The sequence below is a fragment of the Candidatus Nitrospira nitrificans genome (assembly GCF_001458775.1).
GTDB lineage: Bacteria > Nitrospirota > Nitrospiria > Nitrospirales > Nitrospiraceae > Nitrospira_D > Nitrospira_D nitrificans.
Genome location: NZ_CZPZ01000003.1, coordinates 86,463 through 104,048, shown reverse-complemented (window position 1 = coordinate 104,048; position 17,586 = coordinate 86,463). Strand labels below are relative to the sequence as shown.

Annotated in this window: 19 protein-coding genes; 10 read left to right on the top strand and 9 right to left on the bottom strand. The window is 58.1% G+C overall.

The genetic code is table 11. The features are described 5' to 3' along the window. Positions 1-211: 211 nt before the first annotated feature. From COMA2_RS03410 to COMA2_RS03400, 3 genes are all read right to left on the bottom strand, one after another. The gene (locus tag COMA2_RS03410; protein WP_090894749.1) at positions 212-457 is read right to left on the bottom strand and encodes a CopG family ribbon-helix-helix protein; all 246 of its coding nucleotides are present in this window, start codon (positions 455-457) and stop codon (positions 212-214) included. A gap of 183 nt (positions 458-640) precedes the next feature. Further along, positions 641-1,087, bottom strand: coding sequence for a bactofilin family protein (locus COMA2_RS03405; protein WP_090894656.1), 447 nt, complete (start codon positions 1,085-1,087; stop codon positions 641-643). 188 nt (positions 1,088-1,275) lie between these two features. Next, positions 1,276-1,533, bottom strand: coding sequence for a hypothetical protein (locus COMA2_RS03400; RefSeq protein ID WP_139077007.1), 258 nt, complete (start codon positions 1,531-1,533; stop codon positions 1,276-1,278). A gap of 82 nt (positions 1,534-1,615) precedes the next feature. Between COMA2_RS03400 and COMA2_RS03395 the strand changes: the two genes are divergently transcribed. Then, positions 1,616-2,206 carry a DUF423 domain-containing protein gene (locus tag COMA2_RS03395; protein ID WP_245630858.1) on the top strand — a complete coding sequence of 197 codons (591 nt, stop codon included), beginning with the start codon at positions 1,616-1,618 and terminating at the stop codon, positions 2,204-2,206. A gap of 67 nt (positions 2,207-2,273) precedes the next feature. On the opposite strand, the gene COMA2_RS03390 is transcribed toward COMA2_RS03395, so the two are convergent. Beyond that, positions 2,274-3,269, bottom strand: coding sequence for a hypothetical protein (locus tag COMA2_RS03390; protein ID WP_090894652.1), 996 nt, complete (start codon positions 3,267-3,269; stop codon positions 2,274-2,276). Then, entirely contained in the window at positions 3,266-4,066 is an 801-nt protein-coding gene (locus tag COMA2_RS03385) for a dienelactone hydrolase family protein (RefSeq protein WP_090894650.1), read from the bottom strand. The genes COMA2_RS03390 and COMA2_RS03385 overlap by 4 nt, the downstream gene beginning before the upstream one ends. A gap of 136 nt (positions 4,067-4,202) precedes the next feature. On the opposite strand from COMA2_RS03385, the gene COMA2_RS03380 reads away from it, so the two are divergent. Then, positions 4,203-5,183 carry a Gfo/Idh/MocA family protein gene (locus tag COMA2_RS03380; protein ID WP_090894649.1) on the top strand — a complete coding sequence of 327 codons (981 nt, stop codon included), beginning with the start codon at positions 4,203-4,205 and terminating at the stop codon, positions 5,181-5,183. A gap of 201 nt (positions 5,184-5,384) precedes the next feature. Here COMA2_RS03380 and COMA2_RS03375 read toward each other — a convergent pair whose 3' ends face one another. Next, positions 5,385-5,618: an Lrp/AsnC family transcriptional regulator gene (locus COMA2_RS03375; RefSeq protein ID WP_090894647.1), complete on the bottom strand. Its 234-nt coding sequence runs from the start codon at positions 5,616-5,618 to the stop codon at positions 5,385-5,387. A gap of 157 nt (positions 5,619-5,775) precedes the next feature. Continuing rightward, a complete protein-coding gene (locus COMA2_RS03370) occupies positions 5,776-6,366 on the bottom strand; it encodes a hypothetical protein (RefSeq protein ID WP_090894646.1) in 591 nt (196 codons plus the stop codon). A gap of 277 nt (positions 6,367-6,643) precedes the next feature. Between COMA2_RS03370 and COMA2_RS03365 the strand changes: the two genes are divergently transcribed. The 3 genes from COMA2_RS03365 (at position 6,644) to COMA2_RS03355 (ending at position 9,649) form a co-directional block, all read left to right on the top strand. Next, positions 6,644-8,173, top strand: coding sequence for a YifB family Mg chelatase-like AAA ATPase (locus COMA2_RS03365; RefSeq protein ID WP_090894644.1), 1,530 nt, complete (start codon positions 6,644-6,646; stop codon positions 8,171-8,173). A 7-nt stretch (positions 8,174-8,180) separates the two neighbouring features. Next, positions 8,181-8,393 (top strand): hypothetical protein, encoded by a 213-nt coding sequence (locus tag COMA2_RS03360; RefSeq protein WP_090894642.1) that lies wholly within the window; start codon positions 8,181-8,183, stop codon positions 8,391-8,393. 254 nt (positions 8,394-8,647) lie between these two features. Continuing rightward, positions 8,648-9,649, top strand: coding sequence for a helix-turn-helix transcriptional regulator (locus COMA2_RS03355; protein WP_090894640.1), 1,002 nt, complete (start codon positions 8,648-8,650; stop codon positions 9,647-9,649). 12 nt (positions 9,650-9,661) lie between these two features. Here COMA2_RS03355 and vapC read toward each other — a convergent pair whose 3' ends face one another. Further along, a complete protein-coding gene (vapC, locus tag COMA2_RS03350) occupies positions 9,662-10,045 on the bottom strand; it encodes a type II toxin-antitoxin system VapC family toxin (protein ID WP_090894638.1) in 384 nt (127 codons plus the stop codon). Then, positions 10,032-10,271 carry a type II toxin-antitoxin system VapB family antitoxin gene (locus COMA2_RS03345; protein WP_090894636.1) on the bottom strand — a complete coding sequence of 80 codons (240 nt, stop codon included), beginning with the start codon at positions 10,269-10,271 and terminating at the stop codon, positions 10,032-10,034. Before COMA2_RS03345 ends, vapC begins: the two co-directional genes overlap by 14 nt. A 292-nt stretch (positions 10,272-10,563) precedes the next feature. Between COMA2_RS03345 and COMA2_RS03340 the strand changes: the two genes are divergently transcribed. From COMA2_RS03340 to cas7g, 5 genes are all read left to right on the top strand, one after another. Then, complete coding sequence (locus COMA2_RS03340; protein WP_139077005.1) at positions 10,564-10,923, top strand: hypothetical protein; 360 nt, start codon at positions 10,564-10,566, stop codon at positions 10,921-10,923. A 318-nt stretch (positions 10,924-11,241) separates the two neighbouring features. Continuing rightward, the gene (locus tag COMA2_RS20025) at positions 11,242-11,418 is read left to right on the top strand and encodes a hypothetical protein (RefSeq protein ID WP_175304369.1); all 177 of its coding nucleotides are present in this window, start codon (positions 11,242-11,244) and stop codon (positions 11,416-11,418) included. 319 nt (positions 11,419-11,737) lie between these two features. Then, a complete protein-coding gene (gene cas3g, locus COMA2_RS03330; protein WP_090894630.1) occupies positions 11,738-14,305 on the top strand; it encodes a type I-G CRISPR-associated helicase/endonuclease Cas3g in 2,568 nt (855 codons plus the stop codon). Continuing rightward, entirely contained in the window at positions 14,302-16,575 is a 2,274-nt protein-coding gene (gene cas8g1, locus COMA2_RS03325) for a type I-G CRISPR-associated protein Cas8g1/Csx17 (RefSeq protein ID WP_090894629.1), read from the top strand. Before cas3g ends, cas8g1 begins: the two co-directional genes overlap by 4 nt. A gap of 13 nt (positions 16,576-16,588) precedes the next feature. Beyond that, complete coding sequence (cas7g, locus tag COMA2_RS03320; RefSeq protein WP_090894627.1) at positions 16,589-17,581, top strand: type I-G CRISPR-associated RAMP protein Csb1/Cas7g; 993 nt, start codon at positions 16,589-16,591, stop codon at positions 17,579-17,581. Positions 17,582-17,586 lie beyond the last annotated feature (5 nt).

Sequence of the window (17,586 nt, the reverse complement as noted above, 5' to 3'; positions counted from 1 at the left end):
CTGCCAGTGCTGTCGGCGTGAAAGGGAGGTTGCGAATTTGATGTATGAGTGTTGTGGCAGGAGGATATCTATGTCTGAGTCTCAGCAAGAAAGTCGGCGAGCGACATGATGGCACTGCCTGCGTGGCCTTTGATCGCCCGGAGGTAGGCTTCCTCGGCGTTCCCTCCTGGAACAGCAAGAGCCGAGATAGTGTCAAAGACGACACGCACGATCAGCGGCCTTGGAAGACAAGTTTCTCCACGTCGGCCTCAGTCAGCGCGCTTTTCTTTCTGGCTTTCTTTGCGCCGTATCGCTGTAATTCGTGGAATTGCTTTTCTCGACGCCGTTGTTCATAGACCGTGAGCATTTCCCTGAAGAGTTGGCTCTTATTCTTGGCCTCTGCTTTGGCCAGTCGGTCAAAATTCTCAGCAAGATTGGATGGGAGGGAAACCGTCACTGGAACGCGCGAGTATTTCATGGGCATCCCCACAGTATGACAAAATCATACAGTGGAAGATGCCTTTCCGGGTGGCGAAGGGTCAGGGGAGGTATCTTTACAGAAGGACAAGCGGAGAGAGATTGAATGCGAGCGGTAACGATATTCGATTGATGAAGGGAGATGGCCGAGCCGTCTCTACGCAAGCGGGGAGTGTCAGCTCTCTCACTCGCTTTCAATCAGCACAGGCCTCGATGAGTTGAGCCGCGGCGAAAACTCAGAGAGCACCACGGTCGACTGTTGGAGCTCATCGACCACCGGATGGGAGCCCATGTCGATGGATCCTTTAAAGAACGCGCCTTCTTCCAGCGAAAACGACGGGGAGACGATATCGCCGAGCAGGACCGCCGGCTTCAGGAGCTGGATCTTGCTGCTCGCGGTGACGTTCCCTTGAATTTTTCCTCTGCAGACAACGGATTCGGCAATGATCGAGCCTCGGATGAGCGCATTTTCGCCGATCACCAACATGCCCTTGGCGTGGATTTCTCCTTCGATGGAACTATCAATTTGAACGGTGCTGTGAAAATGGACGATGCCTTTGAATGTGACGTCTTTCCCTAGAACCGTAAAATTTGCATTGTCCGATTCGAGTTCTCGCTTTTTGTCCCACATGGTGACGATCCTCTTGTAGGTGAGCCGGTTCGATTCCTCTGCTGTCTCTGGGCGACACAGGCGTTTCACCGTGAGAAGCGGGAGTCGCCTGTGCGTCGTGTCAATGGCGAACGAAGGACAACATACAGGAGTCGAGAGAAAGAATCAAAGGCAGAGTTGTACGTATCCCTCTTGGCCGGGATCGAGAATTATTTCTTGGGAGCGGTGTGTGGCCGAGTTGGTTTCGTTTCCGAACTATTTCCGGTGAGGGAAGTGACGGTTTTGCCGATCGCCGGTCCGATCTTGGGGATTTCTTTTTCGATGTTGCGCGCGGCGCTCCGTACCCCCTGTGCGAGGTCTTCGACGGTCAGACCGTTGTTGCGTTCCGTCTGTGGGGATTCAGCCGACACGAGCCCGCTTCCCAGTACGAGAAGCAGGGTCAGTAACCAAAGGGGACCTTTCGTCACGCCACGTCGATCCATGAGAAAACTATAGCATAAGCATACGAGGAGCGGTCATCAGGCACGGTGCGCCGGATGGAGTATTCAGGTGGGATCGCGTATTATCGCCGAGCAGGATGCGGAAAAAGACCGCCAGCGGCGTTCTCGCATCGCTCAGAGACTCAACGTACGGCCCAGAGTACGATTCGCCTCTTCGCTCGCTGCGGTCTTGCTGGACGGCCTTTTTGCGCATCCTGCATGGCAGCCGGCTAGGTCTGCAATCGGTATATCAGGAGGAGAGTATCCGATGGATGTCGATGCGTCATCACGGTGGCTGGTGTTGATCGGCTGTGTCAGCGCTGGATTGGGCGTGGCAGCCGGCGCATTCGGCGCTCATATGCTCAAAGACATCCTGGAGCCACCCATGCTGGCAGTCTATGACACGGCGACTCGCTATCAGATGTATCATGCCTTCGGCATGGTCTTGAGTGGGTTTGTGGTGCGGTTCGGCCGCGATGCGGGAGCGGCCAAAGCCGGCTGGCTGTTTTTGGCAGGGATGGTGTTATTTTCCGGTAGTCTGTATGGCGTGTCGTTGTCGGGAGTGCGTTGGCTCGGAGCAGTGACGCCGATCGGTGGAGCGCTGTTTATCGTGGGGTGGTCGGTGCTGGCCTGGCGCGCCTGGCGTGGCACAGAATGTTGAAAAGATCCCACTATCCTCCACGCGCTTCACGCTTCACGAGATACGCTTCACTCGTTTGTAAGCAGGGCTACGGCTGGCAGGGGGCCATGCGTTTGGCGGAGATCGGTCCCCATCCTCCCATGTTGTTCACGAACGACCCTTCGATTTTCGCATCGTCCTTGATGAACAACAGACTGTCCTCTTGGAGCTGGCCGTTATGCTCCCATCGCAAGTAAATGGCATCTCCAAGGACGATGATCTCGGTCGGCGCCGAGGCCTGGGCCGAGACCTGTCCGAGTGGGGGGAACATGACGGTGGACTTCTGCTCTCCATGGATCTGGTGGTTATGAATGATCCATTGCCAGGTCCCGCACAGTCGAGCCCGGCCTTTCGCCTGCCGGATCCGTTCCTTCCACCAATAGATGTCCCACCAAGCGGCGGTCGCCTTTTGACTGGCTTCGAGCGCGGTACGGGTCGCGGCGAGTAACAGCTCCGTATTCTTCGGCGGGACGGTCGCGTGAGATGGTTCTGTTCTCTGGTCTGTCTGGATGAGGCGGAACAGGTCGGCGAGTGGCGTGATCTTGCTGCGGCTCGTGACCCAATCCTGCTGTGCGGCGCGCAGGGAGGCGCCGGTCGTGGAGGGCGCCTCATCATGGGCGATCGAATCAGCAAACTGCCAGACCGCCAGCGCCGCCATCAGTTCAGAGATGGATTGGGACAAGTCAGTCAGGCGCAACTCCTTGACCAGCTTGCCGGAAAGTCGTTTGGCTCCGATTGCCCTTGCGGCATCGTTGAGACCGAGCGCAGGGCCGATGGTTGCGGTGAATAACGCTTGGGCGCTCTCGTCCGAATCGATTGATGCGAGGGGGCTTCCCTTCTGCGAGATCATCTGAGAGAGAAGCATCGGCGACGCGTCTTCCGCTCGGACCGGTGGGGACGACAGGAGGATGGAGCTCCCCATGATGAGCGCAAGGAACATCACCGTGGCATTCCACAGTTCGCCGAACGCTCGGCGGCGGGATGGGCCGGCGAGAATCGAGCGCGCGTGAGTCTGGTTGCGCGGAGACGGTGTGCCGTGGGTCATATTCCTTGGAGACAAGACTTTAAAAAAATCGCGGTTCGTTCCCAGGCGAGGGCCGAATCGTCAGGGGCATAGGAGGCCGGCTTCATCTCGTTGCAAAAGGCGTGGGCCGCCTCGGGATAGAGATGAATCTCGACTCGCTTGGCATATTCGGCGGAGGCGCTGCGTAGTTGTTCGACGTCGGCTTGAGTCGCCCAGGTGTCCTTCCCTGCCTGGTGATAGAGCACCGGTGAAAAGAGATCGCGCATCAGCTCTGTGGGCGTGACCGGCTTGCCGTAGTAGGAGACGGCCGCGCGCAATCGTTTCCGATGGCACGCGAAACGGAGCGCATAGGACCCGCCCATTCCGTACCCCACGACTCCATGAATATTTCTTTTCGCGAAGTGGCAGGTATTGAGGTATTCACAGCAGGAATTGATATCCGTGATGACATGCGCGTCGTTCTGGCGCTCCAGCAGCGCCGCCGCCACGTCGTCGTTGGCGGTCACCATTCCTCCCAACCGGCCGTAGAGATTGGGAATGATCACCGCATACCCTTCACAGGCCAGCCGAGCGCCGAGATCCTTCATCTGTCCGGTCAAGCCCCATCGATCATGCAACAGGACAAGCCCTGGATAGGTCCCCGGTTGTTGCGGCCAGAAGAGCAACGAATCGATTTGGTGCTCCTTCGGCATTTTGCTCTTGAAGTAGGGGTCGACCATCTGATCGGTGTGCGTGGGAATCGGCACGCCGGTTGGAAAGCGCGCGGTTCCTGTTCCGATCTGTTCTAATGTGAACGGTGTGGCGTGCGTCGTGGACATGGTCGGCGTGTTTTTATTGGGAGCGGCTTTCTGCTCAGAAAGACCGTACTATATGAACCCTGTTCCGGGAATGTCAAATGGGCCCCATTGACTGAATGACCGGCGCTGCTTACAGTGGCTCTGTCGTAGGGAGTCTGTGAACGAAACTCGCATCGGTGTGGGGTTGATCGGCGTGGGTCGGCATGGGATGCGCTATGCCCGGCACCTTGTGCGCGATCTCCCCACTGCTTCTCTCAGGGCCGTCTGCCGGCAGCATCCCGAACAGGGGTTTGATCTTCCCGGAGCTTCCTCCGTTACAATTTATAAAGAGCCTCGATCGCTGATCGCCGATCCCATGGTCGACGTGGTTCTTGTCGTCACTCCGCCGATCTATTCCCTGGATATCTGTCGGCTGGCGGTCCAGGCCCGCAAGCCTCTCCTGATCGAAAAGCCGCTGGCAACCACCGCAGCCGATGCTCAGGCGATGGTGGTCCTGGCCCGTGAGGCGGGGGTGCCGTTGATGACGGCGCAGACCCTCCGGTTCGATCACACGATTCAGCGCATGAAAACGTTGCGGCATCGTATCGGGCGATCGGAACGATTGGATTTGATCAGCCGGATTGAGCTCAAAGCAACGGCTCCTGACCATGCCGACGGCTATGGCAAGCGGGGAGCCCTGCTGGAAATCGGGGTGCATATGCTCGACCTGGTTCGATTCTTGACCGGTGAAGAAGTCTCCACCGCGCGCTGCACGATGGATGTCCTCCCGTCCGCCGCGCCTGAAACTTCGGCCTCCGTCGATCTCACCACCGGAGGAACGGCATGCCGGATCGAAATCGCGCGGGTGGCGGTAGGGCGCGTTGGGCGGGCAATATGGAGCGGCTCGCAGGGACGACTGGAGGCCGATTGGGGGCAGCGCCGGCTCCATTGCTCCGACGAAACCGGAACGAGTGACTGTGATCTCCCTCCGGCCCAGACGGTCCTTGCCACCCTCACGGCGTTTTTGCAGGCCGTGAAGGATGGCACGCCGATGCCCGTCACGGGCGAAGACGGATTCCGCGCGGTGGAAATTGCCGAAGCCTGTTACCGCTCAGCGCAAGCGGGAGGCGCTCATGTCGTCCTCGATCGCCGCTCGTAATGCCTATTCCGATCAGTTCGAGTTTTCAGGTTTCCCGTTTCAAGTTCGAACAGGATACCTTCGCGCAACTTGCAACCTGAAACCCTTGCCTGGATGACGAGATAAGAACGACGCTTAGCCTCGCTGAGTCGGCTCGCGTCGATGAAGCCGCGAGACGTGCGAAGCGGGCTTCACGAGCCACTCTTGCATCGTGACGCGCTCTCATTCCGCGACGATGTGAGTGTCGGTTTCTTCGACGCCGTCGACCGCATGGATCTTGGTGATGACGACGTCGGACAGCGCTCGTTCATCCTGGACGCTGATAAAGAGAAAAATATCCGGACGGCCGAAACAGGAATGGGCTTGTTCGACTCCGGGCATGCGCTTCAGCGTGGCGACGACATCCTTGGTTTTGCCCGCTTTGACCTTGATGAGAATGTAGGCTCTCGTTGCCATGTGACCCTCCCTGCTCTAAGTGTGTGATGCCGAGTGTCTATATGCCTGCCCGCGGTGCTGAGTTTCAAGTTGCAGGTTTCTGGTTTCTCGTTGGTGATTCGTCGGGGAACCTGAAACCTGAAACCCCAAATGTGAAACATGCGCGCAAGCGCTTCGCTCACGGCATCGCCTTTCGATGGTATGCGTAGATCTCTTCAAACGTGTTCCCTCGCGCGGCGAGCGCCGACCGGCCGTCTCGCACGAGCTGCATGAGTCGCGTGAAATCATCGACGGACAGGTTGAACGGTCTCAGCCCCGTGGCCAGTTGCTGTTCGGCCGCCGCCGGCAGGTCCGCGTCCGCGAGCGCCTCCAATATCTCCGCCGTCCATCCGCTTGAGCGAAATCGTTCCAGGACAGTCGATGCGTGCTCGCCGTGCTTGGCGGCCACGGCACGGCGCGCGAAATTCTGCACGAACGGATCGGTGCCCTTGGCGAACGCGGATTGGAGTTGGATCACGGACTGAATGACACGATCAGCTTCTCGGCTGCCTTCAGGCGGAAGCACCTGGGCCTGTTCCAGCGTCGCGAGAACGGCCATGGCCGACCCGACATAGGGAGAGGGGCGCGTTGCCTGCTGCGCCGGAATTGAAAGGGGTTGGTGTTCCGCAACGGATGACGCGTGGTCCATTGAGAGGGCCGAGAGCGCGAGGCCGACGGCCACGATCAGGCGAACCTGCCAGGTGGAGGGTGAGCGAATCGGAGAGACCATTCCCTCCGGGAAATGCCAGAGGCGCATGGGCGGATTATGACAGAGTCGGGAGGAGCGGTGCCAGCAGGCCGCGGAAAGACTCGATCGATGCCGACAAGATGGCCGGACCTTCCCGGAGGATGTCTCTCCGAAGGCCGTAGCGAACGACGGGGCGAGGAGGTACATGCCAAGCTTCGCTTGAAGGGGACTTGGCGCCGGTCCACTATTGAAACGTCCGTAGGGACTTCCTATAATTCCCCGGTTCGGCCGCGGTCCGGAACAGAAAGGCAATATTTTCATGCTTGCCAAAGTGAGGAGCGCGGCGCTTGTCGGGCTCGACGCGCATCTGGTGGATGTCGAGGTCGATATCTCCGGCGGTCTCCCGCAATTCTCGGTCGTCGGCCTGCCTGATGCCATCGTCAAGGAAAGTCGTGACCGCGTGCGCTCCGCGCTGAAGAACACGGGGTTTCACTTTCCCGCCAAACGGATTACCGTCAATCTCGCTCCCGCCGGTCTGAAAAAAGAAGGATCGGGACTCGACCTTGCCATCGCCGTCGGAATTCTCGTCGCGGAAGAAGTCATCCCGCAGGCGATGCTGGACCAGCGGGTGCTGATCGGAGAATTGTCGTTGGATGGCCGAGTGAAGCCGGTCACGGGAGCCTTGTCGTTTGCGCTCGCGTGCCGAACCAAGTATGACCTGTTGCTGCCGGCCGACAATGGCGCTGAAGCGGCGCTGGTGGACGGCGTCAGCGCCTATCCACTCCATACCCTCCCCGAAGCCGTGGAGTTTCTGAAGGGGAGCCACGCCATTGCGCGGAGCCGGTCGACCCATGTGTTGCCGGAGTCCGCCGGGACGACGGAAGACGAGGACTATACCGATGTCTGTGGGCAGGACCATGCCAAGCGGGCGCTGGAAGTCGCGGCGGCGGGCGGACACAATGTGCTGATGGTCGGTCCTCCTGGTTCGGGCAAGACGATGTTGGCTCGGCGCCTGCCCTCGATTCTTCCGCTGCTGGAATCAGAGGAAGCCATTGAAACGACCCGTATTCATAGCGTCGCCGGGCAACTTGCTCCGGACCGGCCCTTGTTGACGGTTCGACCCTTCCGCGCGCCCCATCACAGCATTTCTGATGCCGGCCTTGTCGGGGGAGGCACCGTTCCGAAGCCCGGGGAAGTTTCCCTTGCGCATAACGGCGTGCTGTTTCTGGACGAGTCTCCTGAGTTCAAACGGGGGGTGCTCGAAGGATTGCGACAACCGTTGGAAGATGGACATATCGTCCTGACCAGAGTAAGCGGAACGCTGAAATATCCGGCTCGGTTCATGTTGATTGCCGCGATGAATCCTTGTCCTTGCGGATACTACGGGGATCGAATCAGGCCCTGTATGTGTACCGGCCCTCAGATACATCGATATCGCGCGAAACTCTCCGGGCCGCTGCTGGATCGGCTGGATATCCATCTGGACGTGCCTCCCGTTCCGGTCCGGGAGCTCCGCGCCGACCTGCCCGCGCCGGAGGGATCGGCCGTGATCCGATCGCGCGTCATCGGAGCTCGAGAACGTCAGCGGCGACGGTACCGACGGGACGGAATTTATACGAACGCGCAGTTGAAGCCGCGGATGGTAAAGCGGTATTGTGGACTCGATCAGTCCGCTCAGGAGTTGCTTGAACAGGCCATGGCGAGATTGCGACTGTCGGCGCGAGCGCATGGGCGTATCCTACGGGTTGCGCGCACCATTGCCGATTTGGCCGATTCGGAGAGGATTGAGGCCCTGCACATCGCGGAAGCCATTCAATACCGTTCATTTGACCGCAGCCCTGACCTGTGAGGTTTCGGTGACGTCGACGAAAGTTTTTCTTTGGTGGTTTGTCGTGGGGGCGACGATGGCGCTGGCCGTCATCATGGTGCAAGGCGGCATCAGGGAAGTGATGCAGGCGCAAGGGTCCGTGTGGGAGCTGAAACTGGTTGAGTTGCTGACCACCATCATGGGCGGGGGGCTGTTGGGCGGCTGCATCGCGCTGATCCTCGACCGAATCAAGAAGTCGTAAGACACGTATCAGTCCCGCCTCGGCCTGGCACTCGCTCGTCGGGACTTTGATGGGTATCGGCCGGCCAAGCTTGGCCGGTTTATCCTCCTGCCGAGCCAGCCACGGCTTAGCCGGCTTCTGACTTCGGAGAAAAATACCCACATTCGCTCATGTGATACGAAGATGGAGATTGATTAGGCCTCGAAATAGGCGTATAAACGTCCCGCCACATCTCATGCCGATGCACGCTTCCTGGCAAACCGTCAGGGTAAACGATGCCGCGCAATGATCAGGCCGTTCGGCAGCTCATCCTGCTCACGAAACTGGAATCGTCGCGGCATGGGCTCACGCTCGAACAACTCGCCGAAGGGCTCGACCATTCCGCCGCGCGCCACCTAAGAACCTTACGCCGGGACCTCGACGCGATCGAATCGGCCGGCTATCCCTTGTTGACCGAACGGATCGACGGCCGCACGCGCTGGAAACTCCTCGACGGCCTGCGGAACGCTCCGGCGCTGCGCTTGTCACCCACCGAGCTGATGGCGCTCACCTTGAGCCGCAGCCTCATCGCTCCGCTGCAAGGCACCGCCATCCATGCCTCGTTGCAATCGGCTCTGAGCAAAGCCTCCGCGGCGCTGCCGCCGGAGGGGCTCGCGCTTGTCCATCAGCTTGAAGACACGTTCTCCGTCGGCCTCGGCCCGCACAAACGATACAAGCGTCATCGTGAGATCGTCGAGCGCCTCACCCATGCCATTACCGACAAGAAGCGCATCCAGATGCGCTATGACTCCGCCTCGCGGGGCCGCGTGACTCGGCGCGAGGTCGATCCGTACCGCCTTTGGTATGCCTCCGGGGGACTGTACTTGGTCGGGTACTGTCATCTGCGCGAAGAGCCCCGCATGTTTGCCGTCGAACGGATCAAGTCCGTCACACCGACCGATCTGCCCTATCAGATCCCGCTGCACTTCGACTTCGATGCCTTTGTGGAAGACTCCCTCACCGTCATGCGCGGGCCTCGTGTCGAAGTTGAGTTAGAACTTGATAAACCAACGGCGGCCTGGGCGAAAGACCGGGTCTGGCACCCCAGCCAACAGCTTACGGGACTGCCGGGCGGCAAGCTGCGGATGGTATTGGCGGTTGCCGACAGCCGAGAGCTCGTCGGCTGGGTGCTCAGCTTCAGCAGCGGCGTGCGGGTCGTGCGCCCCAACAATCTGCGAGTGGCTGTTGTGGAAGAGGCTGACTCTATTCTTCGAAGAAACTCCGGCTCAACGCTATGAGAACGATGAGCGTCATGCGGGCGGATACAGACGTACACCCGGAATCCTTTTGAAGTGGATGTCCAGACTGTACACATGGCAGTTGTGCTCGATTGCCAAGGCAGCGATGATCAGATCCGACAGCGGCAAGGTCACGCCTCTGCGAAGCAACTGTGACGAAAGGTTACCCGTCTGTGACCAAGTGGACTGGGTCACTTCATGATAGGGCAAGGCCAGCAAGGCATCGGAAAGGGTATCCCGTTCGGATGATGTGCGGCAACCCTGGAGCAATTCAGCCAGGACCACCCCGACAAGGACGACCTCGTCGGCGTCAATGAGCAAGTCGAGGGTAGCTTTTTCAGGCGAATCTGGACGATTAAAGAATGGAATCCAGACAGAAGTATCAGCGATGACCATGTCGGCGGCGTTTCAAGGAGGCTTGATGACGGATCTCGGTCTGTTCCAGCTTACTCCAATCCAGGTCGAGGTGGATCTTGCCGCTCAAGGACTTGAGCCCATCCAGTTTTTTTCGCCGAATCAATTCCGAGGCCGCCTGATGAATTGCATCCGTCTTGGTTTTGGCTGAGGTCACGTCCATAAGTTCACGAATGAGTTTCTCATTGAGATCCAAGGTCGTACGCATGCATCACCTCTGTTCGATATGCCGGTATCGTATGCATGGAGTAGGCAGATGTCAATCGTTCTCGCTGGAAATTCGGCCTTGGTTGGATCGTAAGCGGTCGGCACAGAGGCATCGGTAGGGACCTTGGATGTCACGACCGGCTCAGAGCGAGAACTTCAACAGCTGTCGAACCCCCCTACCTGAGTCCGAGGAAAATGCGCGACAAGGGAATCTTTTGGACAGGGACCTCCGATGTCACAGTCGTTGCGTATCATGGACACAGCAAATGAAGGTGCATCATATGGAGGTGGCCATGAAATATAGTTTGCTGATTGGGACGATGCTATGCATGTGGGTCGCAACGTGCCTGGCCGATATGGGATTCGACGAGCGCTATGAGCGCGACTACAACATTTTCAATCCGGTCAACCGCTATGCGCCGGACAATCCGCTCAACCCAGTCAACAAATACGACCCGGACAGCCCGTTCAATCCTGTGAACAAATTCGATCCCGACAATCCGGTGAATCCGGTCAACCGATACAATCCCACCAATCCCTTCAATCCGGTGAATCGATATCACCCGGAGAATCCGTTGAATCCGGTCAACCAGTACAACTCGACCGTGCCGTTTGAGCCGCTGGGTGCGGGCAGGAGAGAGAACAGACGCTGAGTGACGGTATGGAAGGACGGTCAGGCCGAGGTCGAGAGGCTCCTCAGCAGATCGCGCCACGCGGGCCATACAAATGGGATTTCACATGAGAAGAGATCGGGACCTTCTTCGTCCGCCGCGTAGGCATCTTGGCCATGAGTCTCAAGAGCGTCGTGGCGGCTCTAGGCGCAGGTCCTTGCTCGACGGCGCGAATTTCAGCGATCACCTGGTCATGCACGGTAATCTGCACGCTGGCCCCCGCCTCTCATTGGACTCGTCGGAGCTGGGGAGTGAAGGACAGTCGTACGGGTTTGATCAGATCTATCTAGAGCGCTGCGCATGGCCGATATCCAGCGCTGTTGGATGGGTGGATTGGCGGGATCGAACGCCATGGGGCGATTGGACAGGAAGCGCATCGAAAGGCAAAGCGGGCGAGCGAGGACTCCATTGAACAGTCTCCTGCACAAAGTCAACCAATGCAATCCACCGCGCCGGTTGCGCCGCTGGGTGAAATGATGGGGATTCGATACAAGAAGTGAAGATAATACGTACGTTTGTCTCTTGATTCCGCCAAAAGAAAAGCGTATGGCTCTTCAGCTCCTATAAAGAAATCAGGCAGGCGAGGTCTCATGCTGCGCATGAGGGGGCGATGCCGGAGATGAATCACCAGCAGCAGACTTCGACTGGTGGTGGCAACACATGCCCTGGGCTTACCGGGATATCGGCTGATTGCGCCAATTTCCGCAGAACTGCTTGAAGTCGCAAATTGCGACCTCACAAAGAATCGTGCGATATCGTTCATAGGTTCATAGGGTAGGCGACAGGGAAGGTGACAATGAGAGATACACAAGAGTTCAAACTGTGGTTTCATCGGGCAACTGAGTATGAGCCCTATCCCTATCAGGTTCGTTTTGCCTGTGAGCAAACTTTACCGGAACTGGTGGATGTGTCGACGGGGATGGGCAAGACCGCGATGGCGGTGTTGGGATGGTTATGGCGAAGGCGCTTCGCTGATTTAGAAGTCAGAAGGGCAACTCCAAGGCGGTTGGTATATTGCTTGCCCATGCGAGTGCTGGTGGAGCAGACGCATAGGAACGTATCCAGCTGGCTCAAGAAACTTGGTATTCAAGGCAAGGGGGGCGAAGGCAGGGTATCTGTACATTTCCTGATGGGCGGTGCTGAAGACGTGAAAAGGGCGACCTGGGCCGAGTACCCGGAAGAAGATGCGATCCTGATCGGTACCCAGGACATGCTTCTTTCGCGAGCGCTGATGCGCGGCTATGGAATGAGCCGATATCAGTGGCCGGTGCACTTTGCCTGGCTGCATAACGATGCGCTGTGGGTATTTGATGAAGTCCAGTTGATGGGGCCTGGCTTGAAGACCAGCGCGCAATTGGAGGCATTTCGCCAGAAGATCGGTTTGGCCTCAAACAGCCACAGTATTTGGGTCTCGGCCACGCTCAAGCGGGATTGGTTAAAAACGGTAGATTTCGATCCTACCTCAACGATCCCGCTGGAGCTGAGCGACGACGAAAAGAAGACATCTGAGGTTCGAGAGAGACGGGAGGCGGTCAAGTCTCTGAGCTGTTGCGATGCGGCGCTCGTCTCGACAAAGTCTACCAAACCGGAAAAGGCGGAGGAAAACGAGAAGGCCGACAAGCTGACGGGCGACGACATCAAAGCTTATCTCAAAGGATTGGCTGACCGCATCCTTGCCGCGCATCAGCCGCGCACCACCACACTGGCAATCCTCAACACCGTCGAACGGGCGCAGGGCTTGTTTGCTGAATTGGAAAGACGTTTCTCGGAACCGCCGGTGAAAGGCAGAAAGAAAACAGCGACACCAGTTCAATCTGTTTCAAGCATCCCGGAACGGCTGCTGATTCACTCCCGGTTCCGCGCCGAGGATCGCCGCGCGAACGAAGAGCGTCTGCATTCTGTCCCGCCAGCCGAAGGCCGCATCGTCATTGCCACCCAGGCGATCGAAGCTGGCGTGGATCTATCCGCTCGTGTGCTATTCACGGAACTGGCGCCCTGGGCTTCGCTGGTGCAGCGTTTTGGACGCTGCAATCGTTATGGCGAGTTCAATGAGGCAAAAGAGGCGCAGGTTATCTGGATGGACGTAGCGGATGCGAAGCCCTACAACACCGACGAACTTGAGGACGCGCGAAAAATTCTCACAAATCTCACGAGCGCCTCACCCGTGGATCTTCCGCCGGTCACCGCTGATGCCCCGTTGCATCCAGTCTTGCGGCGCAAGGATTTCCTCGACCTGTTTAACACCGACCCTGATCTATCTGGTTTCGACGTGGATATCGCGCACTACATTCGGGACGCCGATGATGCCGATGTACTCCTGTTCTGGCGTGCACTGGCCGGAGATCCGCAGGACGAACCGCCGGCATCGCGTGAAGAGTTGTGCCGCGCTGGGTTAGGTGCGGCAAAGAAGCTGCTGGATCGTTTGGAAATCGGAGATGTATTTGTGTGGGACACATTGGCCCGCAAATGGACGTCGCCCAATCCCAAAGGTCTGCGCCTGCGCCCTGGCATGACGCTGATGCTGAAAGCCGCTGTTGGTGGCTATACAGCGCAACTCGGTTTTTATCCGGAAAGTGATACGGTCGAGGCTCCTACGGTCATCGCGCCTGAAAAGGAATCTCTGAGCGAAGAAGCGTTTGACGACGACCATCGCAGCTTGTTGCAGGTAGCGGTGATGCTTCCGCGCCACCTTGCCGACGTGGAACAAAAGGCGCGTGAGTTGTGTACGGCGCTGGCGGTCGAAGAGTCGCAGGCCATCATCCGCGCTGCACGTTGGCATGATGTAGGCAAGGCGCATGAAGCCTTCGATTCGATGCTCCGGTACGCGCACGAACAGGGAACGGGAGCAACATTGGACACTGGACATTGGGCGAAGGCTGGACGTAATTCGGACCGCAAACCAGGCAAACCTCGTTATCAAGTGATGGTGGACGGCAAGGCGGTGAAGCGCGCTTACTTTCGTCACGAACTCGCGTCGGCGCTTGCCTGGCTGGCACTGCATGGTGCCCAGGCTGACGCCGACGAGGTCGCGTACCTGATTGCCGCGCACCACGGCAAGGTTCGCATGTCTCTGCGCGCACTTCCTCAAGAAGGTGAAGCGCCGGATGGGCGCCTGTTCGCGCGTGGCGTATGGGATGGTGATCGCCTTCCAGTCATGCATTTCGAGGACGGCGAGGCTATCCCTGAAGTCGAACTCAAACTGGACCTGATGCAGCTCGGCGATGGCCCCCAAGGCCCGTCCTGGACCACACGCACCCAAAGATTGTTGAAGAATCTCGGACCTTTTCAATTGGCTTGGTGTGAGGCACTGGTGCGAATCGCCGACTGGCGCGCTTCGCGTGTAGAACAGGAAGGTGTGAAATGATCCATGAACATCCGTTGCCCGGCTGCACGCCCACGCCACTAGCCTCTTATCTCAAGGCGCTGGCCGTGCTGCGCTTGGTGGCCGAAGCAGGGGCCGATGGGGGTGGAGACCCCGAGGCCACCGGATTTTGGCGCGAGGACGTGTTTGTGCTGCGCACGGAGTTGACGAAGGACGAACTGCGTGCGTTCTTTTTGGAGTGGTATCGGCCTACGCCGTTGATTGCACCGTGGAACGGCGGCAGCGGCTTTTACTTCCAGGAAGGCAAGCTCAAAGAGAAAGACCCAGTCACAGGCAAGAAGCTCAAGACCGGCGTTCGAGATCAAGAGACAGAGGCCACAAGGACAGTAGCCGCGATAGCGCAATCCACCTCCGCACGATTCGCAGACTATCGAGATGCGATCGCCATCGCTCGTGGCATTGTCGCCGATTTCAAGATTGTTGAAGTGCCTGAAAACACCTCGACGAACAACCAGAAAGACCGATTCATTCAAGCGTTCAGAAACCTTGCTTCTGACCATTGTCTGTCCGCCATGGACAGCGCGGTTGTGATCGCTGGCTACGAGACGAGCTTTCCTCCATTACTTGGCACGGGAGGGAACGATGGAAACCTCGATTTCACGAACAATTTCATGCAACGGCTTTTGGATGTGATTGACGTAGCAACAGGTGCGGCAGGTCCAGGCGCAGACGACAGTCTCAATTCAGCGTTGTTCGGCGCCCCGTGCAATTTGCTTTCAGAAAGTGCTATGGGGCAGTTTGCTCCTGGTTTAGCAGGCGGCCCGAACGCATCGTCGGGCTTCGAGGGTGGTGCCCAGACCAACGCGTGGGATTTCATCCTTATGCTCGAAGGTGCCATGCTTTTCGCCGCTTCCGCTGTGCGGCGGTTGGAGTTCGTCGACCGGGCCATCCTGTCGGCTCCGTTCGTCGTGCGTGGCCGGATGGGAACCGAGGGAGCCGCCAGAGCAGGAGATGATGATGATTCGCGCAATGAAATATGGATGCCACTGTGGGCGGTTCCGTGCGGGGTGGCTGAAATTCGATCTTTGTTGAGCGAAGGCCGCGCCACCCTCAATGGTCGCTCCGCCCGCGATGGTCTCGCCTTTGCCCGCGCTGTGGCTCAATTGGGGGTCAACCGTGGAATACGGAGTTTCCAGCGTTACGGTTTCCTGAAGCGGCAAGGGAAGAATTTTCTGGCGACACCCTTGTCGCGCATCGCCGTGCGTCGAAATCTAGATGCCGACCTCATTGCCGAACTTGAACGCCGCAACTGGCTTGCCACCGTGCAGCGTTATGCGCGTGACGAGAACGCCCCTAACGCCTTCTGCGCTGCCGCCCATCAACTTGACGCCGCGCTATTTGCGTTGGCACAACAAGCCAGCCGCGCTGCTATGCAAACTGTGCTGCGATGGGTGGGGGATATTGAAGCCGCACTCAATGTCAGCCCCAAGTCACAAGAATTCGTGCGCGTTCCGGCCCCTTGCCTATCATTACCTTGGGCGATAAAGGCGGACGATCAGTCCACCGAATTCCGCATCGCTGCAGCACTCGCTGGTTTGTGCCTGTGGGATGACAAAGGTCGAAGAGTTCTTCACGCCCGCCGACATCGTGCTACGGTCAGCGAAACCCTCAACAGGGATGGTGACCGCGCATGGGACCCCGCGTCCCGACTCGCAGTTTGGGGGCCGGGGCCGCTCACCGGAAATCTAACCAAGCTGTTGCACCGGCGGAGGCTGGAAGCGATAGCGCTCGGCGCGGAAGGCGAAGTGTTAGCCAGCCAGACCGGCGCCACCTGCGACGATGTAGTCCAGTTTCTCGGTAGAGTCACCGATGACACCCTCATCAGCGAACTTCTTGGGGGTCTTGCTTGTGTGGACTGGAGCGGTGCCAAGCCGCCACGTAGTAACGAAGAAGTTACACTTCCGCCCACATTCGCGTTGCTGAAAGTCTTCTTCACGCCGGAGTCAGTTCTCCGTGCCTTGAAGTGGCTGCCGCCTGATCAGAGCGTTCGCCTGCCTGCTGAAATCCCTGCACGTCTGGCCGCCAACGACCTACAGGCTGCCGTGCGCATGGCCTGGCAACGGCTGCGCGCGGTCGGCGTGCAGCTGCCAGGCCGAAACCCGCCCGGGGCCGTCGGAGTGGACGGTGCACGCTGGCTCGCTGCACTGTGTATTCCGCTCAGTGTTTTTGAAACCCGAAAGCTGCTGCGCAGTCTCGATTTACGCCCGACATTGGACATCGAACCGATTGAACCAGCCCACATCATCGCCTAACAGGAGAACCACTATGCCGCAAACTCTCGACGCACTACTCATGCCTTTGGCTGATGCTCCACGTCTGTTGTTGGAGGCCCACTTACAGCCCTTGCAGGGCACACGCTTCCAGCCGACTGGCTTTCCTAATTTGGGACCCGCTACGTATGATGGGCCGAATGGTGAACGGATGCTGCTGGTCGAATCCGCCCAGAGCATGGCGAATCGCCTGGAAGCCGTGTGTTGGGATAGATCTACTGATGATTGGGTGGCACCGATTAAGGGGCTTCCACTCATTAAGGTGTTCAAGAAATTGAAAGGTAAGGACGGCAAAGAAATTGAGGAGGCACTAACCAATACCGTTTTGGAAGCACATCGCATCAACTCGCCTTATGTTCTCGAGGGTAAAGACAAGAGTGTTCTCCAATCCCTCAAGTCCCAGCTTGCTGAAATGGAAGAGGGGCCGGTCGATATTAAGAAACTCGCGGCCGTTCTTTTGAAGCTAGACACGAATGCTTTGATCCACGGCGTTTTCCTCGCCAAATCCGATCTTGCTGGCGGGCGCCTACGTTTGCCGCGTGTACTGTCATCATTCATTGAAGCCGAAGAAATCACGGAAGCGCAAAGCGGCGGGGTAAAGAATGATCACGTCAACCCTTCCGGTGACACAGGCAAGGGATTCGGCAATGTGCCTTTTCCGCGTTCCGAGTTCACATCCGCAAAGATCATAGCCTTTTTCAATGTTGATTTAGCGCAGATTCGCGCCTTCGGCTTGGGCCATTCTGTTACACAGCTTTTGATTGCCTTAGCATTGTTCAAGATTCAGGCCTTTCTCGATTCAGGTTTGCGTTTGCGCACGGCCTGCGATCTTGAGGTTAAAGAGTCCGGCATCGTCGTCAAGCGTCCGACGGGCTTTGTCTTGCCAGCGCTTAATGAACTCAAAGCTGTGCTCCCGGGTTTAATTGCCACAGTCGCCAAGGAACAGAAATGGCCGGATGACCGCGTTACTCGCGTAAATTGGAGCTGAGGTTG